At 45.5% G+C, this 19,120-nt stretch carries 17 protein-coding genes; 1 reads left to right on the top strand and 16 read right to left on the bottom strand.

Features of this window, described 5'->3' with window-relative positions:
- Nucleotides 1-92 precede the first annotated feature (92 nt).
- The 3 genes from recX to OCU87_RS02700 all read right to left on the bottom strand — a co-directional run bounded on the left by recX (nucleotide 93) and on the right by OCU87_RS02700 (nucleotide 2,329).
- The gene (gene recX / locus OCU87_RS02710; RefSeq protein ID WP_261857789.1) at nucleotides 93-581 is read right to left on the bottom strand and encodes a recombination regulator RecX; all 489 of its coding nucleotides are present in this window, start codon (nucleotides 579-581) and stop codon (nucleotides 93-95) included.
- Between the two features lie 93 nt (nucleotides 582-674).
- Entirely contained in the window at nucleotides 675-1,724 is a 1,050-nt protein-coding gene (recA, locus tag OCU87_RS02705; RefSeq protein WP_261857788.1) for a recombinase RecA, read from the bottom strand.
- Nucleotides 1,725-1,825: 101 nt separating this feature from the next.
- Nucleotides 1,826-2,329: a CinA family protein gene (locus tag OCU87_RS02700; protein ID WP_062692763.1), complete on the bottom strand. Its 504-nt coding sequence runs from the start codon at nucleotides 2,327-2,329 to the stop codon at nucleotides 1,826-1,828.
- Nucleotides 2,330-2,536: 207 nt separating this feature from the next.
- Between OCU87_RS02700 and mutS the strand changes: the two genes are divergently transcribed.
- Nucleotides 2,537-5,074: a DNA mismatch repair protein MutS gene (mutS, locus tag OCU87_RS02695; RefSeq protein WP_390960782.1), complete on the top strand. Its 2,538-nt coding sequence runs from the start codon at nucleotides 2,537-2,539 to the stop codon at nucleotides 5,072-5,074.
- 132 nt (nucleotides 5,075-5,206) lie between these two features.
- Here the strand turns inward: mutS and rpoS are convergent, their stop codons facing one another.
- The 13 genes from rpoS to rlmD form a co-directional block, all read right to left on the bottom strand.
- Nucleotides 5,207-6,199, bottom strand: coding sequence for an RNA polymerase sigma factor RpoS (gene rpoS / locus OCU87_RS02690; RefSeq protein ID WP_261857786.1), 993 nt, complete (start codon nucleotides 6,197-6,199; stop codon nucleotides 5,207-5,209).
- Nucleotides 6,200-6,247: 48 nt separating this feature from the next.
- The gene (gene nlpD, locus OCU87_RS02685; RefSeq protein ID WP_062692766.1) at nucleotides 6,248-7,174 is read right to left on the bottom strand and encodes a murein hydrolase activator NlpD; all 927 of its coding nucleotides are present in this window, start codon (nucleotides 7,172-7,174) and stop codon (nucleotides 6,248-6,250) included.
- Nucleotides 7,175-7,177: 3 nt separating this feature from the next.
- Nucleotides 7,178-7,807, bottom strand: a complete 630-nt coding sequence (locus OCU87_RS02680) for a protein-L-isoaspartate(D-aspartate) O-methyltransferase (RefSeq protein ID WP_062692768.1) — start codon at nucleotides 7,805-7,807, stop codon at nucleotides 7,178-7,180.
- A 2-nt stretch (nucleotides 7,808-7,809) separates the two neighbouring features.
- Nucleotides 7,810-8,559, bottom strand: coding sequence for a 5'/3'-nucleotidase SurE (gene surE, locus OCU87_RS02675; RefSeq protein WP_261857785.1), 750 nt, complete (start codon nucleotides 8,557-8,559; stop codon nucleotides 7,810-7,812).
- Nucleotides 8,540-9,604, bottom strand: coding sequence for a tRNA pseudouridine(13) synthase TruD (truD, locus tag OCU87_RS02670; RefSeq protein WP_261857784.1), 1,065 nt, complete (start codon nucleotides 9,602-9,604; stop codon nucleotides 8,540-8,542). Before truD ends, surE begins: the two co-directional genes overlap by 20 nt.
- Before the next feature lie 27 nt (nucleotides 9,605-9,631).
- The gene (gene ispF / locus OCU87_RS02665) at nucleotides 9,632-10,108 is read right to left on the bottom strand and encodes a 2-C-methyl-D-erythritol 2,4-cyclodiphosphate synthase (RefSeq protein ID WP_094956972.1); all 477 of its coding nucleotides are present in this window, start codon (nucleotides 10,106-10,108) and stop codon (nucleotides 9,632-9,634) included.
- On the bottom strand, nucleotides 10,108-10,803 hold the full coding sequence (gene ispD, locus OCU87_RS02660) for a 2-C-methyl-D-erythritol 4-phosphate cytidylyltransferase (RefSeq protein ID WP_094956960.1): 696 nt from the start codon (nucleotides 10,801-10,803) through the stop codon (nucleotides 10,108-10,110). The genes ispF and ispD overlap by 1 nt, the downstream gene beginning before the upstream one ends.
- A gap of 39 nt (nucleotides 10,804-10,842) precedes the next feature.
- Nucleotides 10,843-11,118 carry a cell division protein FtsB gene (gene ftsB, locus OCU87_RS02655; RefSeq protein WP_062692773.1) on the bottom strand — a complete coding sequence of 92 codons (276 nt, stop codon included), beginning with the start codon at nucleotides 11,116-11,118 and terminating at the stop codon, nucleotides 10,843-10,845.
- A gap of 241 nt (nucleotides 11,119-11,359) precedes the next feature.
- Entirely contained in the window at nucleotides 11,360-12,661 is a 1,302-nt protein-coding gene (gene eno, locus OCU87_RS02650; protein WP_062692775.1) for a phosphopyruvate hydratase, read from the bottom strand.
- Between the two features lie 80 nt (nucleotides 12,662-12,741).
- Entirely contained in the window at nucleotides 12,742-14,382 is a 1,641-nt protein-coding gene (locus OCU87_RS02645; protein ID WP_094958324.1) for a CTP synthase, read from the bottom strand.
- A 223-nt stretch (nucleotides 14,383-14,605) separates the two neighbouring features.
- Nucleotides 14,606-15,418 (bottom strand): nucleoside triphosphate pyrophosphohydrolase, encoded by an 813-nt coding sequence (gene mazG / locus OCU87_RS02640; RefSeq protein ID WP_062692778.1) that lies wholly within the window; start codon nucleotides 15,416-15,418, stop codon nucleotides 14,606-14,608.
- A gap of 70 nt (nucleotides 15,419-15,488) precedes the next feature.
- Complete coding sequence (gene relA, locus OCU87_RS02635) at nucleotides 15,489-17,720, bottom strand: GTP diphosphokinase (protein ID WP_261857783.1); 2,232 nt, start codon at nucleotides 17,718-17,720, stop codon at nucleotides 15,489-15,491.
- A 53-nt stretch (nucleotides 17,721-17,773) separates the two neighbouring features.
- Complete coding sequence (gene rlmD, locus OCU87_RS02630) at nucleotides 17,774-19,102, bottom strand: 23S rRNA (uracil(1939)-C(5))-methyltransferase RlmD (RefSeq protein WP_062692782.1); 1,329 nt, start codon at nucleotides 19,100-19,102, stop codon at nucleotides 17,774-17,776.
- Nucleotides 19,103-19,120 lie beyond the last annotated feature (18 nt).

Raw genomic sequence — 19,120 nt, 5'->3', positions numbered from 1 at the left:
TAAGATAAATTTTTTGGGGGCTATTGTAAAACAACGGTGGCAGTAACTGGAAATGTTATGTTGCGAAAAGCCGCAATAAAAAGCAGGATTCTTTAATATTCTTCATCTTGATTGAATGCATAAGCGATTTGGTCAAAATTAAAACCGCGATATTGCATAAATCGATAGCGTTTTGCTTTTTCTTTCTGCGTATCTATTGCCGTCTGACCAAATTTGCGAATAGCAACATCGCGAGCATGTTCATACCAATCTGTTTCTGCCCCCTCAAAGATCTGATCAATAATACCGCTCGCGATCCCTTTCACTTCCATTTCTTGCTTAATACGCAGCTCCCCCCACCCTTTCGCTATCCCGTTTCTCATCATAATGCAGGCATAACGAACATCATCCAGCCAGTTATAGTCTTGGCAAAAGTCGATCGCTTGATCAATCTCTTCACCACGATAACCACTGTTCTTCAATTTCTGCCGCAGCTCTTTTTCAGCGTGGTCACGACGAGATAAATACCCGACAGCAGCTTCTTTTACCGACTTTTTAGGTGTAGTTTTCCCTTGTTTTTTTTTAGATGCGTTATCAGTCATTATTTCATCCAAACAAAACGGGCTCTGTATTTTCATACAGAGCCCGTCATTAATTCATTTTATCGCTGATTGCGTCACAAGGAGAGCCGTTAATTAAAACGTTTCGCCTTCTGCAGCATCGATACCTTCAATGCTTTCGTCTTCAGCCAGTGGTTCTTTGCTTAGCAACATATCGCGCAGTGATTTTTCAATTTCAGCTGCGATAGCTGGGTTTTCAACAAGGTGCTTACAAGAGTTCGCTTTACCTTGGCCAATCTTATCGCCTTTATAGCTGTACCACGCACCGGCTTTTTCAACAAGCTTGTGCTTAACACCAAGGTCAATCAGCTCACCGTTACGGTTGAAGCCTTGACCATATAGGATTTGGGTTTCAGCTTGCTTAAATGGTGCAGCAATTTTGTTCTTCACAACTTTGATGCGGGTTTCGTTACCCACAACTTCGTCACCATCTTTGATTGCACCCGTACGACGAATATCAAGACGTACAGAAGCGTAGAATTTAAGCGCATTACCGCCAGTTGTTGTTTCTGGGTTACCGAACATCACACCAATTTTCATTCGAATTTGGTTGATGAAAACACACATGCAATTTGATTGCTTTAGGTTACCTGTTAGCTTACGCATTGCTTGCGATAACATACGTGCCTGTAAGCCCATATGTGAGTCGCCCATTTCACCTTCGATTTCAGCCTTAGGTGTCAGTGCTGCAACTGAATCGACAACAATCATATCAACAGCACCTGAACGTGCTAGTGCATCAACGATTTCTAGCGCTTGTTCGCCTGTATCTGGCTGAGAAACCAATAACTGATCAATATCAACGCCCAGTTTTTGCGCGTAGATAGGATCCAGTGCGTGCTCAGCATCGATAAATGCACATGTCTTACCTGCTTTTTGTGCACATGCAATAGCTTCAAGCGTTAACGTTGTTTTACCTGATGATTCAGGACCATAGATTTCAACAATACGTCCCATTGGTAAGCCACCAGCACCGAGTGCGATATCCAGTGACAATGAACCGGTAGATATAGTTTCAATATCCATTGTGCGGTTATCGCCCAACTTCATGATTGAACCTTTACCGAATTGCTTTTCAATCTGGCCTAACGCTGCGGCAAGAGCCTTTTGTTTGTTGTCGTCCATTCGACTCTCCAACGGATAATGAAATAAGGTTGATGGGCTTAGTATACTGTCTATTCATACAGTGTCTAGCACTGGTTGAGTTTTTTTTATGGTAAATAGTCTTACATCACTGGTGAGCCCAACTGCTGCAAGCGTTCTACCATTCCGCTCAGTGCTTTTTCTATCGCGAGGGCTCTAACTTGAGTGCGATCACCGGCAAATATACAGGTCGTTTGTTGATGCCAACCCGTCTTATCTGCCCAGCCAAAACACACAGTACCAACAGGCTTAGTTTCCGTTGCACCTGTTGGGCCAGCAATGCCACTGATCGCCACGCTAATATCGGCCATAGAATGCAATAATGCCCCAGTGGACATTTGCTCAACCACGGTTTCACTCACGGCACCTTCTGCTATCAAGGCGTACTCGCTCACCCCTAGCATCTGCTGTTTGGCTTCGTTACTGTAAGTGATAAACGCCCGATCAAACCACGCTGAACTTCCAGCAATATCGGTAATCGCCGCAGAAACCCCACCGCCAGTGCACGACTCTGCGGTAGTGGCAGTCCAACCTTGTTTTAGTAACGCGTCGCCTAATAGAGTGGCTAATTGTATTGTGGATTCCATACTATTCTCCTGAGTGTGGCTCATGCCGTTTCCTGATGTATTACTTCCTTGATACTAACGCCAAGTGCAAGTGAAGAAAATCCTCGCTACCACTTTGCCACCAGATCGGATTCACGTATCCTTACTCTCCAGAATTTCATCTGGCATCTCAGAACAAACTAAGTAGGCAATATCGTGACAGTGAAAGGTTTAGAAAAGCACACCCCAATGATGCAGCAGTTTTTAAGGATCAAGGCTGAAAACCCTGATGTGTTGTTGTTTTATCGTATGGGGGATTTCTACGAACTATTTTTTGATGATGCCAAGAATGCTTCTCAGCTATTAGATATTTCCCTAACAAAACGTGGGTCATCTAACGGCGAGCCAATCCCGATGGCAGGTGTGCCACATCACGCTGTTGAAGGCTATTTAGCAAAGCTTGTTCAACAAGGTGTGTCAGTCGCTATCTGTGAGCAGATCGGTGATCCTGCAACCAGCAAAGGCCCAGTTGAACGTCAAGTTGTTCGTATTGTCACACCTGGTACAGTCAGTGATGAGGCGTTACTTAATGAGCGTCACGACAACCTTATTGCTGCTATCTTCCACTCGGGTGATCGATTTGGCTATGCCACACTCGATATTACCTCTGGCCGCTTTATGTTGTCAGAGCCTGAAACTGAAGAAGCGATGCAAGCTGAATTACAACGCACCAGTCCTGCAGAGTTACTCTACTCTGAAGATTTCAGCCACCAGCACATTATTGAACATATCAAAGGCACTCGTCGCCGCCCATTGTGGGAATTTGATATTGAGACAGCACGCCAGCAACTTACCTTGCAGTTTGGCACCCGTGATCTTGTGGGTTTTGGTGTTGAAAAAGCGGAGCATGGCTTATGTGCGGCTGGTTGCTTGCTGCAATATGTCAAAGACACGCAACGTACTGCGCTACCACACATTCGCGCGATCACCTTAGATCGTAAAGATCATGCTGTGATTCTTGATGCTGCGACCCGTCGTAACTTAGAGCTAACCCAAAACCTTGCAGGCGGCTTTGATAACACGTTGGCATCAGTGCTGGATCATACCGCGACCCCTATGGGTAGCCGTTTGCTAAAACGTTGGTTGCACCAACCGATCCGCGATCGCCAACAACTCAATGGTCGTCTTGATGCTATTGCGGCATTTAAAGACTCTGGTCTATTCATGGATGTGGCAAGCAACCTACGCAATATGGGCGACCTTGAGCGTATCTTGGCACGCCTTGCATTACGCTCTGCCCGCCCACGCGATTTAGCCCGCATGCGTACCGCGCTACAGCACTTACCAGAACTCAGCGATATTCTGTCTGACACTGACCAAATTCGTGTTAAAGAGTTAGCTCAGCACGCTGCGCCTATGGATGACATCTGCGAATTGCTCGAACGTGCCGTCAAAGAGAATCCACCTGTCGTCATGCGCGATGGTGGTGTTTTAGCTGAAGGTTATAACGCCGAGTTAGACGAATGGCGCGATCTTGCTGATGGTGCAACCCGCTACCTTGATGAATTAGAAAAGCGCGAACGTGAACATCACGATATCGATAGTTTAAAGGTTGGCTTTAACCAAGTGCACGGTTTCTTTATCCAAGTCAGCCGTGGTCAAAGCCACTTAGTCCCTGCGCACTATGTGCGTCGACAAACGCTAAAGAATGCCGAACGTTACATTATCCCCGAGCTAAAAGAACACGAAGATAAAGTGCTGCATTCAAAATCTAAAGCATTAGCATTAGAGAAAAAACTGTGGGAAGAGTTGTTTGATTTGTTGCTACCGCACCTCGAACAACTGCAGTTAATCGCCAACGCACTCTCTGAACTAGATGTACTGGCGAACCTTGCAGAACGCGCCGACACTCTAAATTACTGCCGTCCGGAGATCACCGAACAAACTGGGATTGAGATAACCGCAGGCCGTCACCCTGTCGTTGAGCAAGTGCTAAGCGAACCTTTTATCGCTAACCCTATCTCACTCCACCACGATCGCCGTATGCTGATCGTTACGGGTCCAAATATGGGTGGTAAATCGACCTATATGCGTCAAACCGCCTTGATTGCCTTAATGGCCCATGTGGGTTCGTTTGTACCAGCGGAAGCCGTTAAAATTGGCCCTCTTGATCGCATTTTCACCCGTATTGGTGCTTCTGATGATTTAGCCTCTGGCCGTTCAACCTTCATGGTCGAAATGACAGAAACAGCGAATATATTGCACAATGCCACCCAAAATAGCTTAGTACTAATGGATGAAATTGGCCGTGGCACTAGTACTTATGATGGCCTATCGCTAGCATGGGCCAGTGCTGAATGGTTAGCTGAAAAAATTGCCGCAATGACACTATTTGCGACCCACTACTTTGAATTAACCGAGCTACCGTCATTGATGGACGGCTTGGCGAATGTTCACTTAGATGCGGTTGAACACGGCGATGAAATTGCCTTTATGCATGCCGTTCAAGAAGGTGCTGCCAGCAAATCTTACGGCTTGGCCGTTGCCAGTTTAGCGGGTGTACCTAAAGCCGTCATTAAACGTGCTAAGAGTAAACTGCAACAATTGGAAGCGAGCGGTCACCAACAGGCCATCAAGCCTACAGGTGGTGTGCCAAAAGAAGAAAACCAACTCACGCTGATCCCAGAACCAAGTGAAGTAGAAGAAGCATTGGCCAAAGTTAACCCCGATGAGATGACGCCACGTCAAGCTCTGGATGAACTTTACCGCTTAAAAGCGCTGCTATAATCAAGCGTTCAGCTGGTGGCTATAACGACTAAAAAGACAAAGAGGACGCATAATGCGTCCTCTTTTTCGTTGGTATACTAACGTTATGGATGTACCCAATTTTTCGGTACAGCTAGGATAGTAACTACGTTGCTATAACATATCTTGGTTAAACAAAGATTCAATGCTTAAGCCCTGATGGGTTAGCATGTCACGTAAACGGCGAAGCCCTTCAACTTGAATTTGACGAACGCGCTCACGTGTTAAACCAATTTCTCGGCCGACATCTTCGAGGGTTGATGCTTCATAACCCAGTAGTCCAAAACGACGGGCTAGCACTTCACGCTGCTTAGGGTTCAACTCTTGTAGCCATGCCACTATTGAGTGTTTGATATCATCGTCTTGAGTTGAGGTTTCAGGTCCACCATTTTTTTCATCTGGAATAATATCAAGTAAGGCTTTCTCTGAATCACCACCAATCGGGTTATCCACCGAGCCTACACGTTCGTTCAAACGCAGCATCCGATTGACATCATCAACGGGTTTTTCTAATTTGAGGGCAATGTCTTCCGCGGTGGGTTCATGATCCAGTTTTTGCGCTAGCTCGCGTGCAGTACGTAAATATACGTTCAACTCTTTAACCACATGGATAGGCAAACGGATAGTACGCGTTTGGTTCATGATCGCCCGCTCAATGGTTTGGCGGATCCACCATGTTGCGTAAGTTGAAAAACGAAAGCCGCGCTCAGGGTCAAATTTCTCAACCGCACGAATCAGACCTAGATTACCTTCTTCAACAAGATCTAAAAGGGCAAGTCCTCGGTTACTGTAACGACGAGAAATTTTCACCACTAAACGGAGATTACTTTCAATCATACGTTTACGGGCAACTTCGTCACCACGTAAGGCGCGACGAGCGTAAAGCACTTCTTCTTCTGCGGTAAGGAGGGGGGAGAAACCAATTTCTCCAAGATAAAGTTGGGTCGCATCAAGTGCTTTTTGCGTTGTTCCGTAACGTGAAATTTCTACATCATCGGCTTCAGTTTCAGCGGCTTCCGCTTTTTCTGTTACGGTAGGGGTTTCCATTTCCATGTCTTCATCAAAATCAAATTTTTCGATGTTTTTGGCTGTGCTGCTTCTACTCATAGCGCCTCCCAGATGGCGAGTTAGCAAGACATTACAACTTCAGCTTGTCTATTTTTTCGGTAAGTAGCGCATCGGATTGACTGACTTACCTTTGTAACGGATCTCAAAGTGTAAACGGACACTCTTAGCGCCAGAACTTCCCATGGAAGCTATCTTCTGACCTGCTTTAACTGCCTGCTTTTCTTTCACCAGTAACTTATCGTTATGGGCATAAGCGCTTAGATAGTCATCGCTGTGTTTGATGATCACTAAATTGCCATAGCCTCTAAGTGCATTACCTGCGTATACCACATGGCCAGCCGCCGATGCTTTTACCGCTTGTCCCCGTTGACCTGCAATATCTAACCCTTTATTACCATTTTCAGAGTTAGAGAAACCAGCAATAAGTCGCCCTTGCGTTGGCCAAATCCAACGGTCAACCTTGTTATTGGAACTTGCACTTTTTGTAACAACTTTGTTACTTTTGGTGTTTTGAGAGTACTCCTTTGTGCGAGCCTGATCAACTTTTTTATTGGCGGTTTTTTGTGCAGCCTGGGGTTGAGCCTTTTTCACTGGGGTTGTTTGTTTCGGCTTAGGCTTGGGCTTGGGTTTCGGCTTTGCTTGGCTTTTGGTTGTTTTAGAAGGTGTTTTAGCCACGATGACAGGCGCTGACTTTCCATACGATGGCGCTGTATATTTCGGCTTCCAAAGTTGAAGCTTTTGTCCTGGATAAATGGTGTATGGAGCAGACAAACGGTTATTCGCAACGATATCTTTAACGTCACGACCAGTAACATAGGCGATAAAGTATAATGTATCGCCTTTTTTTACTTGGTAGTAGCTACCACGGAAACTGCCACGTTCGACATTACCGTATTTACTATTAATACTCGAGACTGGGGCTGGCGGATTCGAGCTACAAGCAGACAGCAGCAGCAAACTCGTTGCTACCGCTAATACCCGCCAATAGTGTTTCCCTAACACGCCTTTAATCATGCTTTACGCTAACTCTCCAGCTACTAGCGGAACAAAACGTACAACTTCAATATCTTGATATAAAAACTCATCACCCTGACGCGTGACTTGCTTTAACACTTGCTGGTGCTCACCCACAGGAATAATCAAGCGGCCACCGTGGGTTAATTGCGTCAACAACTCAACGGGCAAACTTTCAGCTGCCGCTGTAACAATAATGGCATCGAATGGCCCTTTATTGTGCCAACCTAGCCAACCATCACCATGTTTTGTTGAAATGTTATGGAGTTCGAGCTTTTTAAAGCGACGTTTGGCCTGCCATTGAAGCGCCTTAATTCGCTCAACCGAACAAACATGGTTTACCAAATGTGCTAAAACTGCCGTTTGATAGCCAGACCCAGTACCTATTTCTAGCACTTTTGAATCTGGCGTCAGCGCCAGTAACTGTGTCATTTTCGCAACGATATAAGGTTGCGAAATTGTCTGACCACTGCCAATTGGCAAGGCATTATTTTCATAAGCTTGATGAGAAAAGGCTTCATCGACAAACAGCTCCCTTGGTACATTTTCAATTGCAGCCAGTACACTCTCATTGGTGATACCTTGCTGTTTCAAAAATGTCATCAGGTTATGCCGCTCTCTCACATGACGCATCCTTAATTTATCTCCACATCTTGCATCCACTGCTTCATGCCTGAAAGGGCATCATGCGCGGTTAAATCTACTTGTAATGGTGTGATCGACACAGCACCTTGTTCTATTGCGTAAAAATCCGTACCAGGGCCAGCATCTTGGCATGCACCTGGAGGGCCTAACCAATAAACTGTTTTGCCACGAGGGTCGATTTCTTTCACCATATCTTCGGCACGATGACGAGCACCTAAACGTGTAACCTGCCAAGGTTGAAGATCAGAATAGGGTAAATCAGGCACGTTAATGTTTAGAATTTTATTGGTCGGTAAAGGGGTCGACTGCATATTTACAATCACCTCTTTCACAACCTGTGCTGCTGTTGCAAAGTGTGTTTTACCCACTAATGATACCGCAATCGCAGGTACACCTAAAAAGTGTCCTTCGGTTGCGGCTGCCACCGTACCAGAATAAAGCACATCATCACCTAAATTGGCACCATGATTAATGCCAGCAACCACTAAATCAGGGCGGTAATCTAACCATTCATTCAACGCAAAATGTACGCAGTCGGTTGGTGTGCCTTCAACAGACACACGCCCTTGACCTTCTTCACGGATGCGCAGCGGGATATCTAATGTCAGCGAGTTCGATGCGCCTGAACGGTTACGATCAGGGGCAACAACAATCACTTCTCCCAGCTCAGCTAACGACTCGGCTAGGGTTTTTATCCCTTCTGCAAAAATGCCATCATCGTTACTGATCAGAATTCGCATAGTATTCGCCTTCTTGCTCTCGTACTGTCATTAATTCACGTACTACTGCCGTTGCAAAGCAGCCTGCAGGCAGAGCAAAAGAAACAACAATATCGTTATCTTCTTGCTGCCATGTGAGTTGATCTGGTTTAAGCAACAGTGGGCGACGTTCATGACGCATACGGTTATCACGGATCAATTTGAGCAATGGCGGTTCTGCATCAATCACAGCCAGTTCCAACGCTTCCGCATCAGCACTGGTTGGTAAAGCATTATCACCGACCATAGGTGCCGTAATCGCAAGTTCACCGGCATCCACTTTACTTTGCCAATCACCGTCAAGAGACTCAACCAGCGTACTGTCATGACGACCTTGCGCTTGTAAGCAGTCACCTAATATGACAGTGTGCACGTTTTGTTGTTCAATACGCGCAGATAGCACCATATTAAATAACCATGAGCGCGCAGCAGATAAGTAAAAACTACGTTTGCTTTTATCGCGAACACGAAATTCATCGTTACCCCAAGCACGCGCCTTAACAACGTTATTACCACCACGGCCAAAACGTTGCTCACCAAAGTAATTAGGCACACCCTGTTGCTGCACTTTTTCTAATCGTTCAATTACCGCCGCTGGCGTATCAATATCGGTTAGACGCAATTCAAACCAGTTACCAACTAAATCACCTGGACGTAATTTTTTATCATGGCGAGCAGTCTCTAACACTTTAATGCCAGGGTGCTCCGCTTCAAACTGAGCAAGATCAGGATCATCTTTACCTGGTAAATGAACACTCAACCACTGTTCTGTTACTGCATGGCGATCTTTCAAGCCCGCCCAGCTTACATCACGTGATTTGACCCCACATGCTTTTGCTAGCTCGTTCACGACATATTTAGTGTTCTCACCCACTTTATGGATTTTGACCATAAAGTGCTCACCATGGCCCGCAAATGAGAAGCCGAGATTCTCTTTTACAACAAAGTGTTCAGGTAATACTTTGATGTAGCCTTGTGAGGTTGGCTTACCGTGAAGCCATAAAAAGTTGTCCATTACATCAGACATAATCACACCGTTATAGTGGGCTACTGCTTAGTTAGCCTTGTGAATTAAAACAACTGCTTCGCATGCGATACCTTCTTTACGTCCAGTAAATCCTAAACGCTCAGAGGTTGTTGCTTTAACATTAATATTATCGATTGTTGTTTCTAAATCTTCAGCAATCGTTTTACACATGTCATCAATATGCGGTGCCATTTTAGGCGCCTGCGCAATAATGGTGACATCTAGGTTACCTAAGCGGTAACCTTTTGCTTTTACTTTATGGTAAACGTCACGCAGCAAAAATCGACTATCTGCGCCTTTCCACTCAGCATCAGTATCTGGGAAGTGACGGCCAATATCACCCGCGCCAATCGCGCCGAGTAAAGCATCACAAACAGCATGAAGCGCTACATCCCCATCTGAGTGGGCAATCAGCCCTTGCTCATAAGGTACGGCTACGCCACCAATAATTACTGGGCCTTCACCGCCAAATTTGTGCACATCAAAGCCGTGTCCAATTCGCATCATGCTTGTTCCTTTACCAATAATTGCAAATAAAATTCAGCCAGCGCTAAATCTTCAGGCTGGGTTACTTTTATATTATCCGCACGCCCTTTCACTAGACGTGGTGTTTTACCGCAGTGTTCCAACGCAGAGGCTTCATCTGTCACCATCGCGCCGTCACGTAATGCAGTTTGTAAGGCCTCACGTAACTCTTCAGCTTTAAACATTTGCGGAGTCAGCGCGTGCCATAAATCACTTCGGTCAACGGTGTTTGCGATCCCTTGTTCACCGTTACCACGCTTCATGGTATCGCGCACAGGCGATGCTAGGATTGCCCCGCAATCACTATGTAAAGCGGCATCGATCAAATTTTGAAGATCGCTCTGACGCAAACATGGACGAGCAGCATCATGCACTAATACCCAGCTATCATTCGGTACTTTTGCCAAACCTGCAAACACGGAATCTGCCCGCTCGGCACCACCATCAACAACCGTAATTCGCGGATCTTGCCCTAGCGGCAAATCAGCAAAATAAGGGTCGGAGGGAGTAATCGCAATAACGACATGCTGAATAGCAGGGTGGCTCAACAAGCGGTCGATGGTATGTTCTAAAATTGTTTTACCCGCAATGGATAGATATTGCTTAGGTCGGTCAGCAGCCATGCGGCTACCTACTCCTGCCGCTGGAACGACAGCAGTCAGTTGTTGGGTCATGTTAGAAGTTCGCTATTCATAATGGCAATACAATGATAATTAATTATCACCAACAATACGGAAAAATGTTTCTTCCGGTTTTATCATGCCAAGTTCATTTCTTGCTCGCTCTTCTACCGCTTCAAGGCCACGGTTAAGATCGGAGATTTCGACATACATTTGCTGATTACGCAGCGCGACTTCAGCATTCGCATGACGCTGAATCTCAACGTTATCTTTAACCTGCAAGTATTCCATCATGCCGTTTTTTCCAAGCCAGAATTCATATTGTAGCCAGCACAGCACGGATAACATCAGTACAGTTAACAAACGCATGGAAATCCCACTCTATTTTGTTTTGTTATTCATACCTATTTGCCGAGCCCAAATGCAATTCATCATAAGCTCGGCAAATAAGACGCCTTCAACACGCTCGGCAATCATCCCACAATACGCGATTTCTGACTAGCGTTCGCACGCATGTCTTTTTTATTTAAGCATAAAAAAAGCCGCCTCATTCGAGGCGGCTTCCATAAAGTCGTCGGATAATTAATTATCCAAAATCAAAGCTTAATGATTAAGCTTGACCTTTAACTTCTTTAAGACCGTTGAAAGGAGCTTTAGCACCTAGAGCTTCTTCGATACGGATAAGTTGGTTGTACTTAGCAACACGGTCAGAACGGCTCATAGAACCAGTTTTGATTTGACCTGCAGCTGTACCTACCGCTAGATCAGCGATAGTTGCATCTTCAGTTTCGCCAGAACGGTGAGAGATAACTGCTGTGTAACCAGCATCTTTAGCCATCTTGATTGCAGCTAGAGTCTCTGTAAGAGAACCGATTTGGTTGAACTTGATAAGGATAGAGTTAGCTACGCCTTTCTCGATACCTTCTGCAAGAATCTTAGTGTTTGTAACGAACAGATCGTCACCAACGATTTGAAGCTTGTCGCCTAGAAGTTCTGTTTGGTGCTTGAAGCCATCCCAATCAGACTCGTCAAGACCGTCTTCGATAGAAACGATTGGGAAGTTGTTCGCTAGCTCAGCTAGGTAGTGGTTGAACTCTACAGAAGTGAAAGTTTTACCTTCGCCCTTCATGTTGTAGATGCCAGCTTCTTTGTCGAAGAACTCAGATGCTGCACAGTCCATAGCAAGAGTAACGTCTTTACCTAGTTCGTAACCAGCAGCTGCAACAGCTTCTGCGATAACTTCTAGCGCTTCAGCGTTAGACTTAAGGTTAGGAGCGAAGCCACCTTCATCACCAACTGCAGTGCTGTAGCCCTTAGACTTAAGAACTTTAGCTAGGTTGTGGAATACTTCAGCGCCGATACGCAGACCTTCTTTAAGAGTTTTAGCGCCAACTGGCTGAATCATGAACTCTTGGATGTCAACGTTGTTATCAGCGTGCTCGCCACCATTGATGATGTTCATCATTGGTAGAGGCATAGAGAATACGCCAGCTGTGCCGTTTAGCTCTGCGATGTGCTCGTAAAGAGGCATGCCTTTAGCCGCTGCAGCCGCTTTAGCATTCGCTAGAGAAACAGCTAGGATTGCGTTAGCACCGAAAAGTGATTTGTTTTCAGTACCGTCTAGGTCGATCATGATTTGGTCGATGTCAGCTTGTGCTTTCGCATCTTTGCCAACTAGTGCTTCAGCGATTGGGCCGTTTACAGCTTCAATTGCTTTAAGAACACCTTTACCTAGGAAACGTGATTTGTCGCCGTCACGTAGCTCAAGAGCTTCGCGAGAACCAGTAGATGCGCCAGATGGTGCTGCCGCCATACCAACGAAACCGCCTTCTAGGTGTACTTCAGCTTCAACAGTTGGGTTACCGCGTGAATCGATGATTTCACGACCTAGAACTTTAACGATCTTAGACATTATGTTTCCTCTTGCTTTATCTTCAAAATAAAAAGCTAAAAAATAGCAGTAGCATCCCCCGCCACTGCTACCAGTAATCCTTACTGATTAAGTTCACCGCGTTGGTTAATACCTGCCGCTTTTACAAAACCTTCAAATAATGGGTGACCATCACGAGGCGTTGATGTGAACTCAGGGTGGAACTGAGCTGCCACAAACCATGGGTGGTTAGGGAACTCGATAATCTCTACCAGTTTCTTATCTGCAGACAGACCAGAAACTTTCAAACCTGCTTTCTCTAGTGTAGGAAGTAGGTTGTTGTTTACTTCATAGCGGTGACGGTGACGTTCGTGCACTGTTGGGCTGTTGTATAGCTCACGTGCTTTTGAACCGTCCGCTAGGTGACATAGCTGAGAACCAAGGCGCATTGTGCCGCCTAGATCTGATTTATCTGTACGTTCTTCAACATTTCCTTCGCCATCAACCCACTCAGTAATCAAACCAACTACTGGGTTCTTAGTTTCTGCGTTAAATTCAGTTGAATGCGCATCAGCCAGACCCGCAACATTACGTGCGAATTCGATCAGTGCCACTTGCATACCCAGACAAATGCCTAAGTACGGAATTTTGTTTTCACGAGCGTATTGTGCTGTCTGAATTTTACCTTCAACACCACGATTACCGAAGCCACCAGGTACTAGGATTGCATCTAGACCTTCTAGAACTTCAACGCCTTTTGATTCTACATCTTGTGAGTCAATGTATTTGATCTTCACAGAAAGACGGTTTTTCAAACCAGCATGTTTTAATGCTTCATTTACTGATTTGTAAGCATCTGGTAGTTCAATGTACTTACCAACCATACCGATAACAACTTCAGCGGTAGGGTTTGCTTCTTCGTAAATGACTTGTTCCCACTCTGCAAGGTTTGCTTCTGGCGCTGTGATGCCGAAACGTTGACATACTAGGTCATCTAGACCTTGAGCCTTAATCAGTTGAGGGATCTTGTAGATTGAATCTACGTCTTTCATTGAGATTACAGCTTTTTCAGGAACGTTACAGAACAATGCAATTTTCGCACGCTCGTTAGCTGGAATCATACGGTCAGAACGACATACAAGGATGTCAGGCTGAATACCGATAGAAAGTAGTTCTTTTACAGAGTGCTGCGTTGGCTTAGTTTTCACTTCGCCTGCTGCTGCAAGGTATGGCACTAGTGTTAAGTGCATGAACATAGTGTTCTCACGACCATGCTGAACCGCTAGCTGACGAATCGCTTCCATAAATGGTAGTGACTCGATATCACCAACAGTACCACCCACTTCTACGATAGCAACATCGTGGCCTTCAGCACCTGCAATAACGCGTTCTTTGATCGCGTTAGTGATGTGTGGAATAACCTGGATGGTTGCGCCTAGGTAATCACCACGACGCTCTTTACGAAGTACGTCCGCGTACACGCGGCCCGCTGTAAAGTTATTACGCTTGGTCATCTTAGTACGAATGAAACGCTCGTAGTGACCAAGATCAAGGTCGGTCTCTGCACCGTCTTCCGTAACGAATACCTCACCGTGCTGAATTGGGCTCATTGTGCCTGGGTCAACGTTGATGTAAGGGTCTAGTTTCATCATAGTCACTTTAAGACCACGTGCTTCTAGAATAGCCGCTAGAGATGCAGCAGCAATACCTTTACCTAGAGAGGAAACAACCCCGCCCGTAACAAAAATGTAATTCGTTGTCATATTTAACCTGGAAGATTGGTGTAGAGGATATAAAAACTATCTGGACGGAGAGCAATGATACCAGACACCTTTTATCGCCACAACGTGAAAACTATCACAGCAATCATGAGTATTATTTGTTTCAAATCAATTATACGAGTTGCACAAACTGTTCGTGTAAAATAACAACAAAACTATTCCTTAACCGCATACTATTTAACCGAGCAATAACAGTATAATTTGATTAGCAATTCGACTTTTCTTGTTGCTTTACAAGATCCCAGATGCCATCCAGTTTTTCCAGCGAGCAGTCTTCAAGGTGCAAACCTTGTTCTAGCACACATTCTTCCACTTGGCGAAATCGACGCTCAAATTTTTTATTCGCCAACTGTAAAGCTTGCTCTGGGTTGACCTTTAAGTGGCGACTAAAGTTAACTGTAGCAAACAGTAAATCCCCCATTTCTTCCGCGATTTTGGCTTGATCTGGTTCAACTTGGATGACTTCTTCTAGAACTTCATCAATTTCCTCTTTGACCTTATCGACCACAGGGCCTAGCGTATCCCAGTCAAAACCGTGCTTGGCACAACGACGTTGAATCTTATCAGCACGGCTCAATGCAGGTAACGCAAGTGGAATATTTGCCAATACACTCAAGTCATCTGCTTTTTGTTCGCGCTCTTTGGCTTTCTCTGCTTCCCAATTAGCATTAATTTCCGCATCGTCAGCAAATTCTTTTTCACTAAAAACATGAGGATGGCGGCGCGTTAGTTTCTCATTTAGTCCTGCGACTACATCATCAAAATCAAATAAACCCTGCTCTTTCGCCATTTGACTGTAAAACACCACTTGGAACAGTAAATCCCCTAATTCAGCTTTTACTTCAGGCCAGTCTTGCTGATGAATAGCATCAGCTACTTCGTAGGCTTCTTCAATAGTATGCGGCACTATCGAGTCAAACGTCTGTTTGATATCCCACGGACAACCTTGTTGCGGGTCGCGTAACGTCGCCATAATTTCAAGTAGTTGTGTCATTGCTGCTGGAGTCATTTTTTCCATTTTTATCTCGCTTAACAAAACGGGAAGCACTAAGGCTTCCCGTTATTTATTTTTATTGTTCTGTACAACGTTAGTACAAACGCTTCGCTTCGGCGACGTCTTTCACTTGCTCTAGGCGCTTAAGTACCTTACTGAGCACTTCTAAATCCGTTAGCTCTAGCTCAAAATCCATGATCGACATTTGTTTCTTATAGTCGATACGGCTCTTCATGCCAGAGACTTTGGTTTTCTCATTGGCTAAGGTATTCGTGAGTTCTTTGATCAAGCCATTTCGTTCAGAGGCAATCACACGCACTGTAATGTTGTAGTTACCAACGAAACCACCGCCCCACACCGTTTGAATCAAACGCTCTGGTGCATGATGACGTAACTCGTCCAGTTGTTCACAATCACTCCTGTGAACCGAAATACCCCGTCCTTGAGTCACAAACCCCGTGATGTCATCACCTGGGATCGGCTGGCAACAACGCGCTAGGTGGGTCATCAGGTTATCCACCCCTTCCACCACAACCGCATCTCGTTGTGGTTTTTGGGTGCTGGTGCTGCTCTTTTCACTGGCTTCCGTCAGCTTATCAAGCAGTTGCTTGTCTTCTTCTTCTGCGGTGGGTTTATTCACCAAGGTGTTAATATGATTAACCACTTGATTAATACGCAAATCACCACTGCCGACGCCGACAAACAACTCATCGAGGTTTTTGGCATTAAAGCGTTTCAACGCATAAAGTTCTGCGTCTTTCATGGTGGCGCCTAACTTATGTAAGTCGGCCTCCAACATTTCACGCCCTGCGATCAAGTTCTTATCACGTGCTTGTTTTCTAAACCAAGCATGTACTTTGGCACGCGCACGGCTAGAGGTAACAAAACCTAAGTTCGGGTTTAACCAATCGCGTGATGGGTTAGGCTCTTTTTGGGTGATAATTTCAACTTGATCACCCATTTGTAAGTTGTAGGTGAATGGAACGATACGCCCTTCCACCTTAGCACCAATGCAACGGTGACCCACTTCAGAGTGGATATGATATGCAAAATCAAGCGGCGTCGCATTCAAAGGCAAATCAACCACATCCCCTTTTGGGGTAAAGGCATACACGCGATCATCGAAGACTTGGCTGCGTAATTCATCCAGCATTTCGCCAGAGTCTGACATTTCCTCTTGCCACACAAGCAGCTTACGAAGCCATTCAATTTTCTCATCGTAAGATGATTTATTACCACCTGCCGCGCCACCCTCTTTGTATTTCCAGTGTGCTGCGACACCCAATTCCGACTCTTCATGCATCTGCTTGGTGCGGATTTGAATTTCGATGGTTTTACCTTCAGGCCCCAACACTACCGTGTGGATAGACTGGTAACCGTTCGGTTTAGGATTAGCGACATAGTCATCAAACTCTTTTGGCAGATGACGGTATTTAGTATGTACAACCCCTAACGCGGCATAACAGTCTTGCAGCTGGTCGGCAATAATACGTACTGCACGCACATCGAAAAGTTCGTCAAAATCAAGGTTCTTTTTCTGCATCTTACGCCAGATGCTATAGATGTGTTTAGGACGACCTTGCACTTCGGCATTGATATTACAGCTCACCATAGAGTCAGCTAAATCAGTGACAAAGTGCTCGATGTATTGCTCACGTACAATCCTGCGCTCCGACAGTTGCTTCGCAATTTTCTTATAAGTATCAGGGTGTTTGTAGCGGAAAGCGTAATCTTCTATTTCCCACTTCAACTGACCAATACCCAAACGGTTAGCCAGCGGTGCGTAAATATTGGCACACTCTTTCGCAGCAGCGCGGCGTACCTCATCAGGCTCATCTTTCACTTCACGTAGGTTACAAATACGCTCAGCAAGTTTAATGACCACGCAGCGGAAGTCATCCACCATCGATAGCAGCATACGGCGAATATTATCTACCTGTGCTGATTGCGCCGCCCCTTCAGTGGTTGCACTAAGCTGGCGGATAGCTGCCATTTGGTCAACCCCCGCCACCAGCTGCATGATTGCAGTGTTGTAGTCTTCTTTGACTTGTTCTAAGTCGTAGACACCCGCTTCAACCAATGGGCACAGCAAAGCTGCGACCAAGGTTTCTGCATCCATGCTGAGCATCACGAGGATCTCAACCATTTCGCGGCCACGCCACAGCAACAATGCTGCTGAATCTTCCGTTGATGTTATGTCGATACACCGCTGATAGGTGCTTTTTAGACGCTTCGATATCTTGGCGTCTTGCTGCAAACTATCAACCCATGCTGAAAGCTCAAATGTATCGTTTTCCTTTAAATGCGCACCGCGAACTGCGACCATTTCTCTATCCTGTTTTGCTTTTTGTAATGGCGTTTACGTATGACTCGATCGTTTTAGCGAACCGTTTTTACGAATAGCGCCATTGATTCTAAGTGTCCTGTCTGTGGGAACATATCCAACATACCAAGACGCTCCAACTGATAACCTTGTTGCAGCAGTGCCTGACTATCACGCGCCAACGTGGCAGGGTTACATGACACATACACCACACGCTGTGGTTTAAGTGCTATAACGTGCTGCATAACACCTGCTGCGCCCGCGCGCGCAGGGTCGAGTAATATTTTATTAAAGGGTTCTTTTGCCCATGATAACAAAGTCACGTCTTCTTCCAAGTTAGCCTGATAGAAGGTTGCGTTATCGATACCATTTTTTTCGGCGTTATAAGTAGCACGATGAACCATTTCATCGACACCTTCAACACCAACCAGTGATTTTGCACGTTTTGCCAGTGGTAAACTGAAATTACCTAAACCACAAAATAGGTCAAGCACCCGATCTTCTGGCTGCACATCTAACCATTCAACCGCTTGAGCAACCATCTGTTTGTTCACATTCGCATTCACCTGAATAAAATCTTTTGGTGAAAACGTCAGTTCAACCCCGTCCAAGCCATAGTGTGGTTTATCACCACGCACATGATTGAGCTCATCACTCTCAGGCGCTAGATATAACGTGATGTCATTTTTATCAGCAAACGCATTAATTTGTGACATATCGCTGTCAGAAAACGGCTTTAAATGGCGGATCAACACAACACGGCCATTATCGGCTTCCACCAGCTCAACGTGCCCAAGGTTTTTTCGTCCCTTTAACCCCATTAACAGAGTACGTAATGACGGTAAAAGTTCATTCAATGATGCCGCTAAGATTGGGCAATGTGCGACATCGACAATATCTTTGCTTTGCTTTTTACGGAAACCAAACGCAAGTTGCCCTTTGGCACTGAGCTTTACCGCGAAACGTGCACAACGGCGATATTCAAAATCTTGTGCGACAATTGGTTTTGCTTGCTGGATCTCGACCTCAGCTCCCGCAAACTTTGTCATCAGCTCACCCAAGGATTGCTGCTTGGCAACTACCTGAGCTGAATGGGATAAATGTTGTAAGTTACAGCCACCGCACTGGTCATAGATTGGACAATGCGGTTTAATACGCTCGGCATTATCGGTTAGACGCTTGATCACAGTCGCACGTGCGTACTGTTTTTTGTCTTCAGTAAACTGAACAACCGCTTTTTCGCCTGGTAATAAACCGTCAACAAATACCGGTTTTTTATTCAGGTGGCCCACTCCAGCGCCTACATGGTCTAAGCGACTTATCGTGATTTCCTTGTGCTTAGTGTCGGTAATTTTTCGTTTTTGAGGCTTAAAAAAGCGTGCCATAGGTGTTTCGCTCACTGT

The sequence above is a fragment of the Photobacterium sanguinicancri genome, from assembly GCF_024346675.1.
In the GTDB taxonomy this organism is placed as follows: domain Bacteria; phylum Pseudomonadota; class Gammaproteobacteria; order Enterobacterales; family Vibrionaceae; genus Photobacterium; species Photobacterium sanguinicancri.
The sequence above is the reverse complement of the archived record's forward strand: the minus strand, read 5'-3'. Positions and strand labels throughout refer to the sequence as shown.

Bases quoted from the DNA above. Each gene is read 5' to 3' on its own strand.
- rpoS (WP_261857786.1), bottom strand. From the start codon at position 6,199: ATGAGTAGAAGCAGCACAGCCAAAAACATCGAAAAATTTGATTTTGAT.
- surE (WP_261857785.1), bottom strand. From the start codon at position 8,559: ATGCGAATTCTGATCAGTAACGATGATGGCATTTTTGCAGAAGGGATA.
- eno (WP_062692775.1), bottom strand. From the start codon at position 12,661: ATGTCTAAGATCGTTAAAGTTCTAGGTCGTGAAATCATCGATTCACGC.
- OCU87_RS02700 (WP_062692763.1), bottom strand. From the start codon at position 2,329: ATGGAATCCACAATACAATTAGCCACTCTATTAGGCGACGCGTTACTA.
- ispF (WP_094956972.1), bottom strand. From the start codon at position 10,108: ATGCGAATTGGACACGGCTTTGATGTGCACAAATTTGGCGGTGAAGGC.
- rlmD (WP_062692782.1), bottom strand. From the start codon at position 19,102: ATGGCACGCTTTTTTAAGCCTCAAAAACGAAAAATTACCGACACTAAG.
- mazG (WP_062692778.1), bottom strand. From the start codon at position 15,418: ATGGAAAAAATGACTCCAGCAGCAATGACACAACTACTTGAAATTATG.
- truD (WP_261857784.1), bottom strand. From the start codon at position 9,604: ATGTCTGATGTAATGGACAACTTTTTATGGCTTCACGGTAAGCCAACC.
- OCU87_RS02645 (WP_094958324.1), bottom strand. From the start codon at position 14,382: ATGACAACGAATTACATTTTTGTTACGGGCGGGGTTGTTTCCTCTCTA.
- nlpD (WP_062692766.1), bottom strand. From the start codon at position 7,174: ATGATTAAAGGCGTGTTAGGGAAACACTATTGGCGGGTATTAGCGGTA.
- ispD (WP_094956960.1), bottom strand. From the start codon at position 10,803: ATGACCCAACAACTGACTGCTGTCGTTCCAGCGGCAGGAGTAGGTAGC.
- mutS (WP_390960782.1), top strand. From the start codon at position 2,537: ATGATGCAGCAGTTTTTAAGGATCAAGGCTGAAAACCCTGATGTGTTG.
- ftsB (WP_062692773.1), bottom strand. From the start codon at position 11,118: ATGCGTTTGTTAACTGTACTGATGTTATCCGTGCTGTGCTGGCTACAA.
- recA (WP_261857788.1), bottom strand. From the start codon at position 1,724: ATGGACGACAACAAACAAAAGGCTCTTGCCGCAGCGTTAGGCCAGATT.
- recX (WP_261857789.1), bottom strand. From the start codon at position 581: ATGACTGATAACGCATCTAAAAAAAAACAAGGGAAAACTACACCTAAA.
- OCU87_RS02680 (WP_062692768.1), bottom strand. From the start codon at position 7,807: ATGCGTCATGTGAGAGAGCGGCATAACCTGATGACATTTTTGAAACAG.
- relA (WP_261857783.1), bottom strand. From the start codon at position 17,720: ATGGTCGCAGTTCGCGGTGCGCATTTAAAGGAAAACGATACATTTGAG.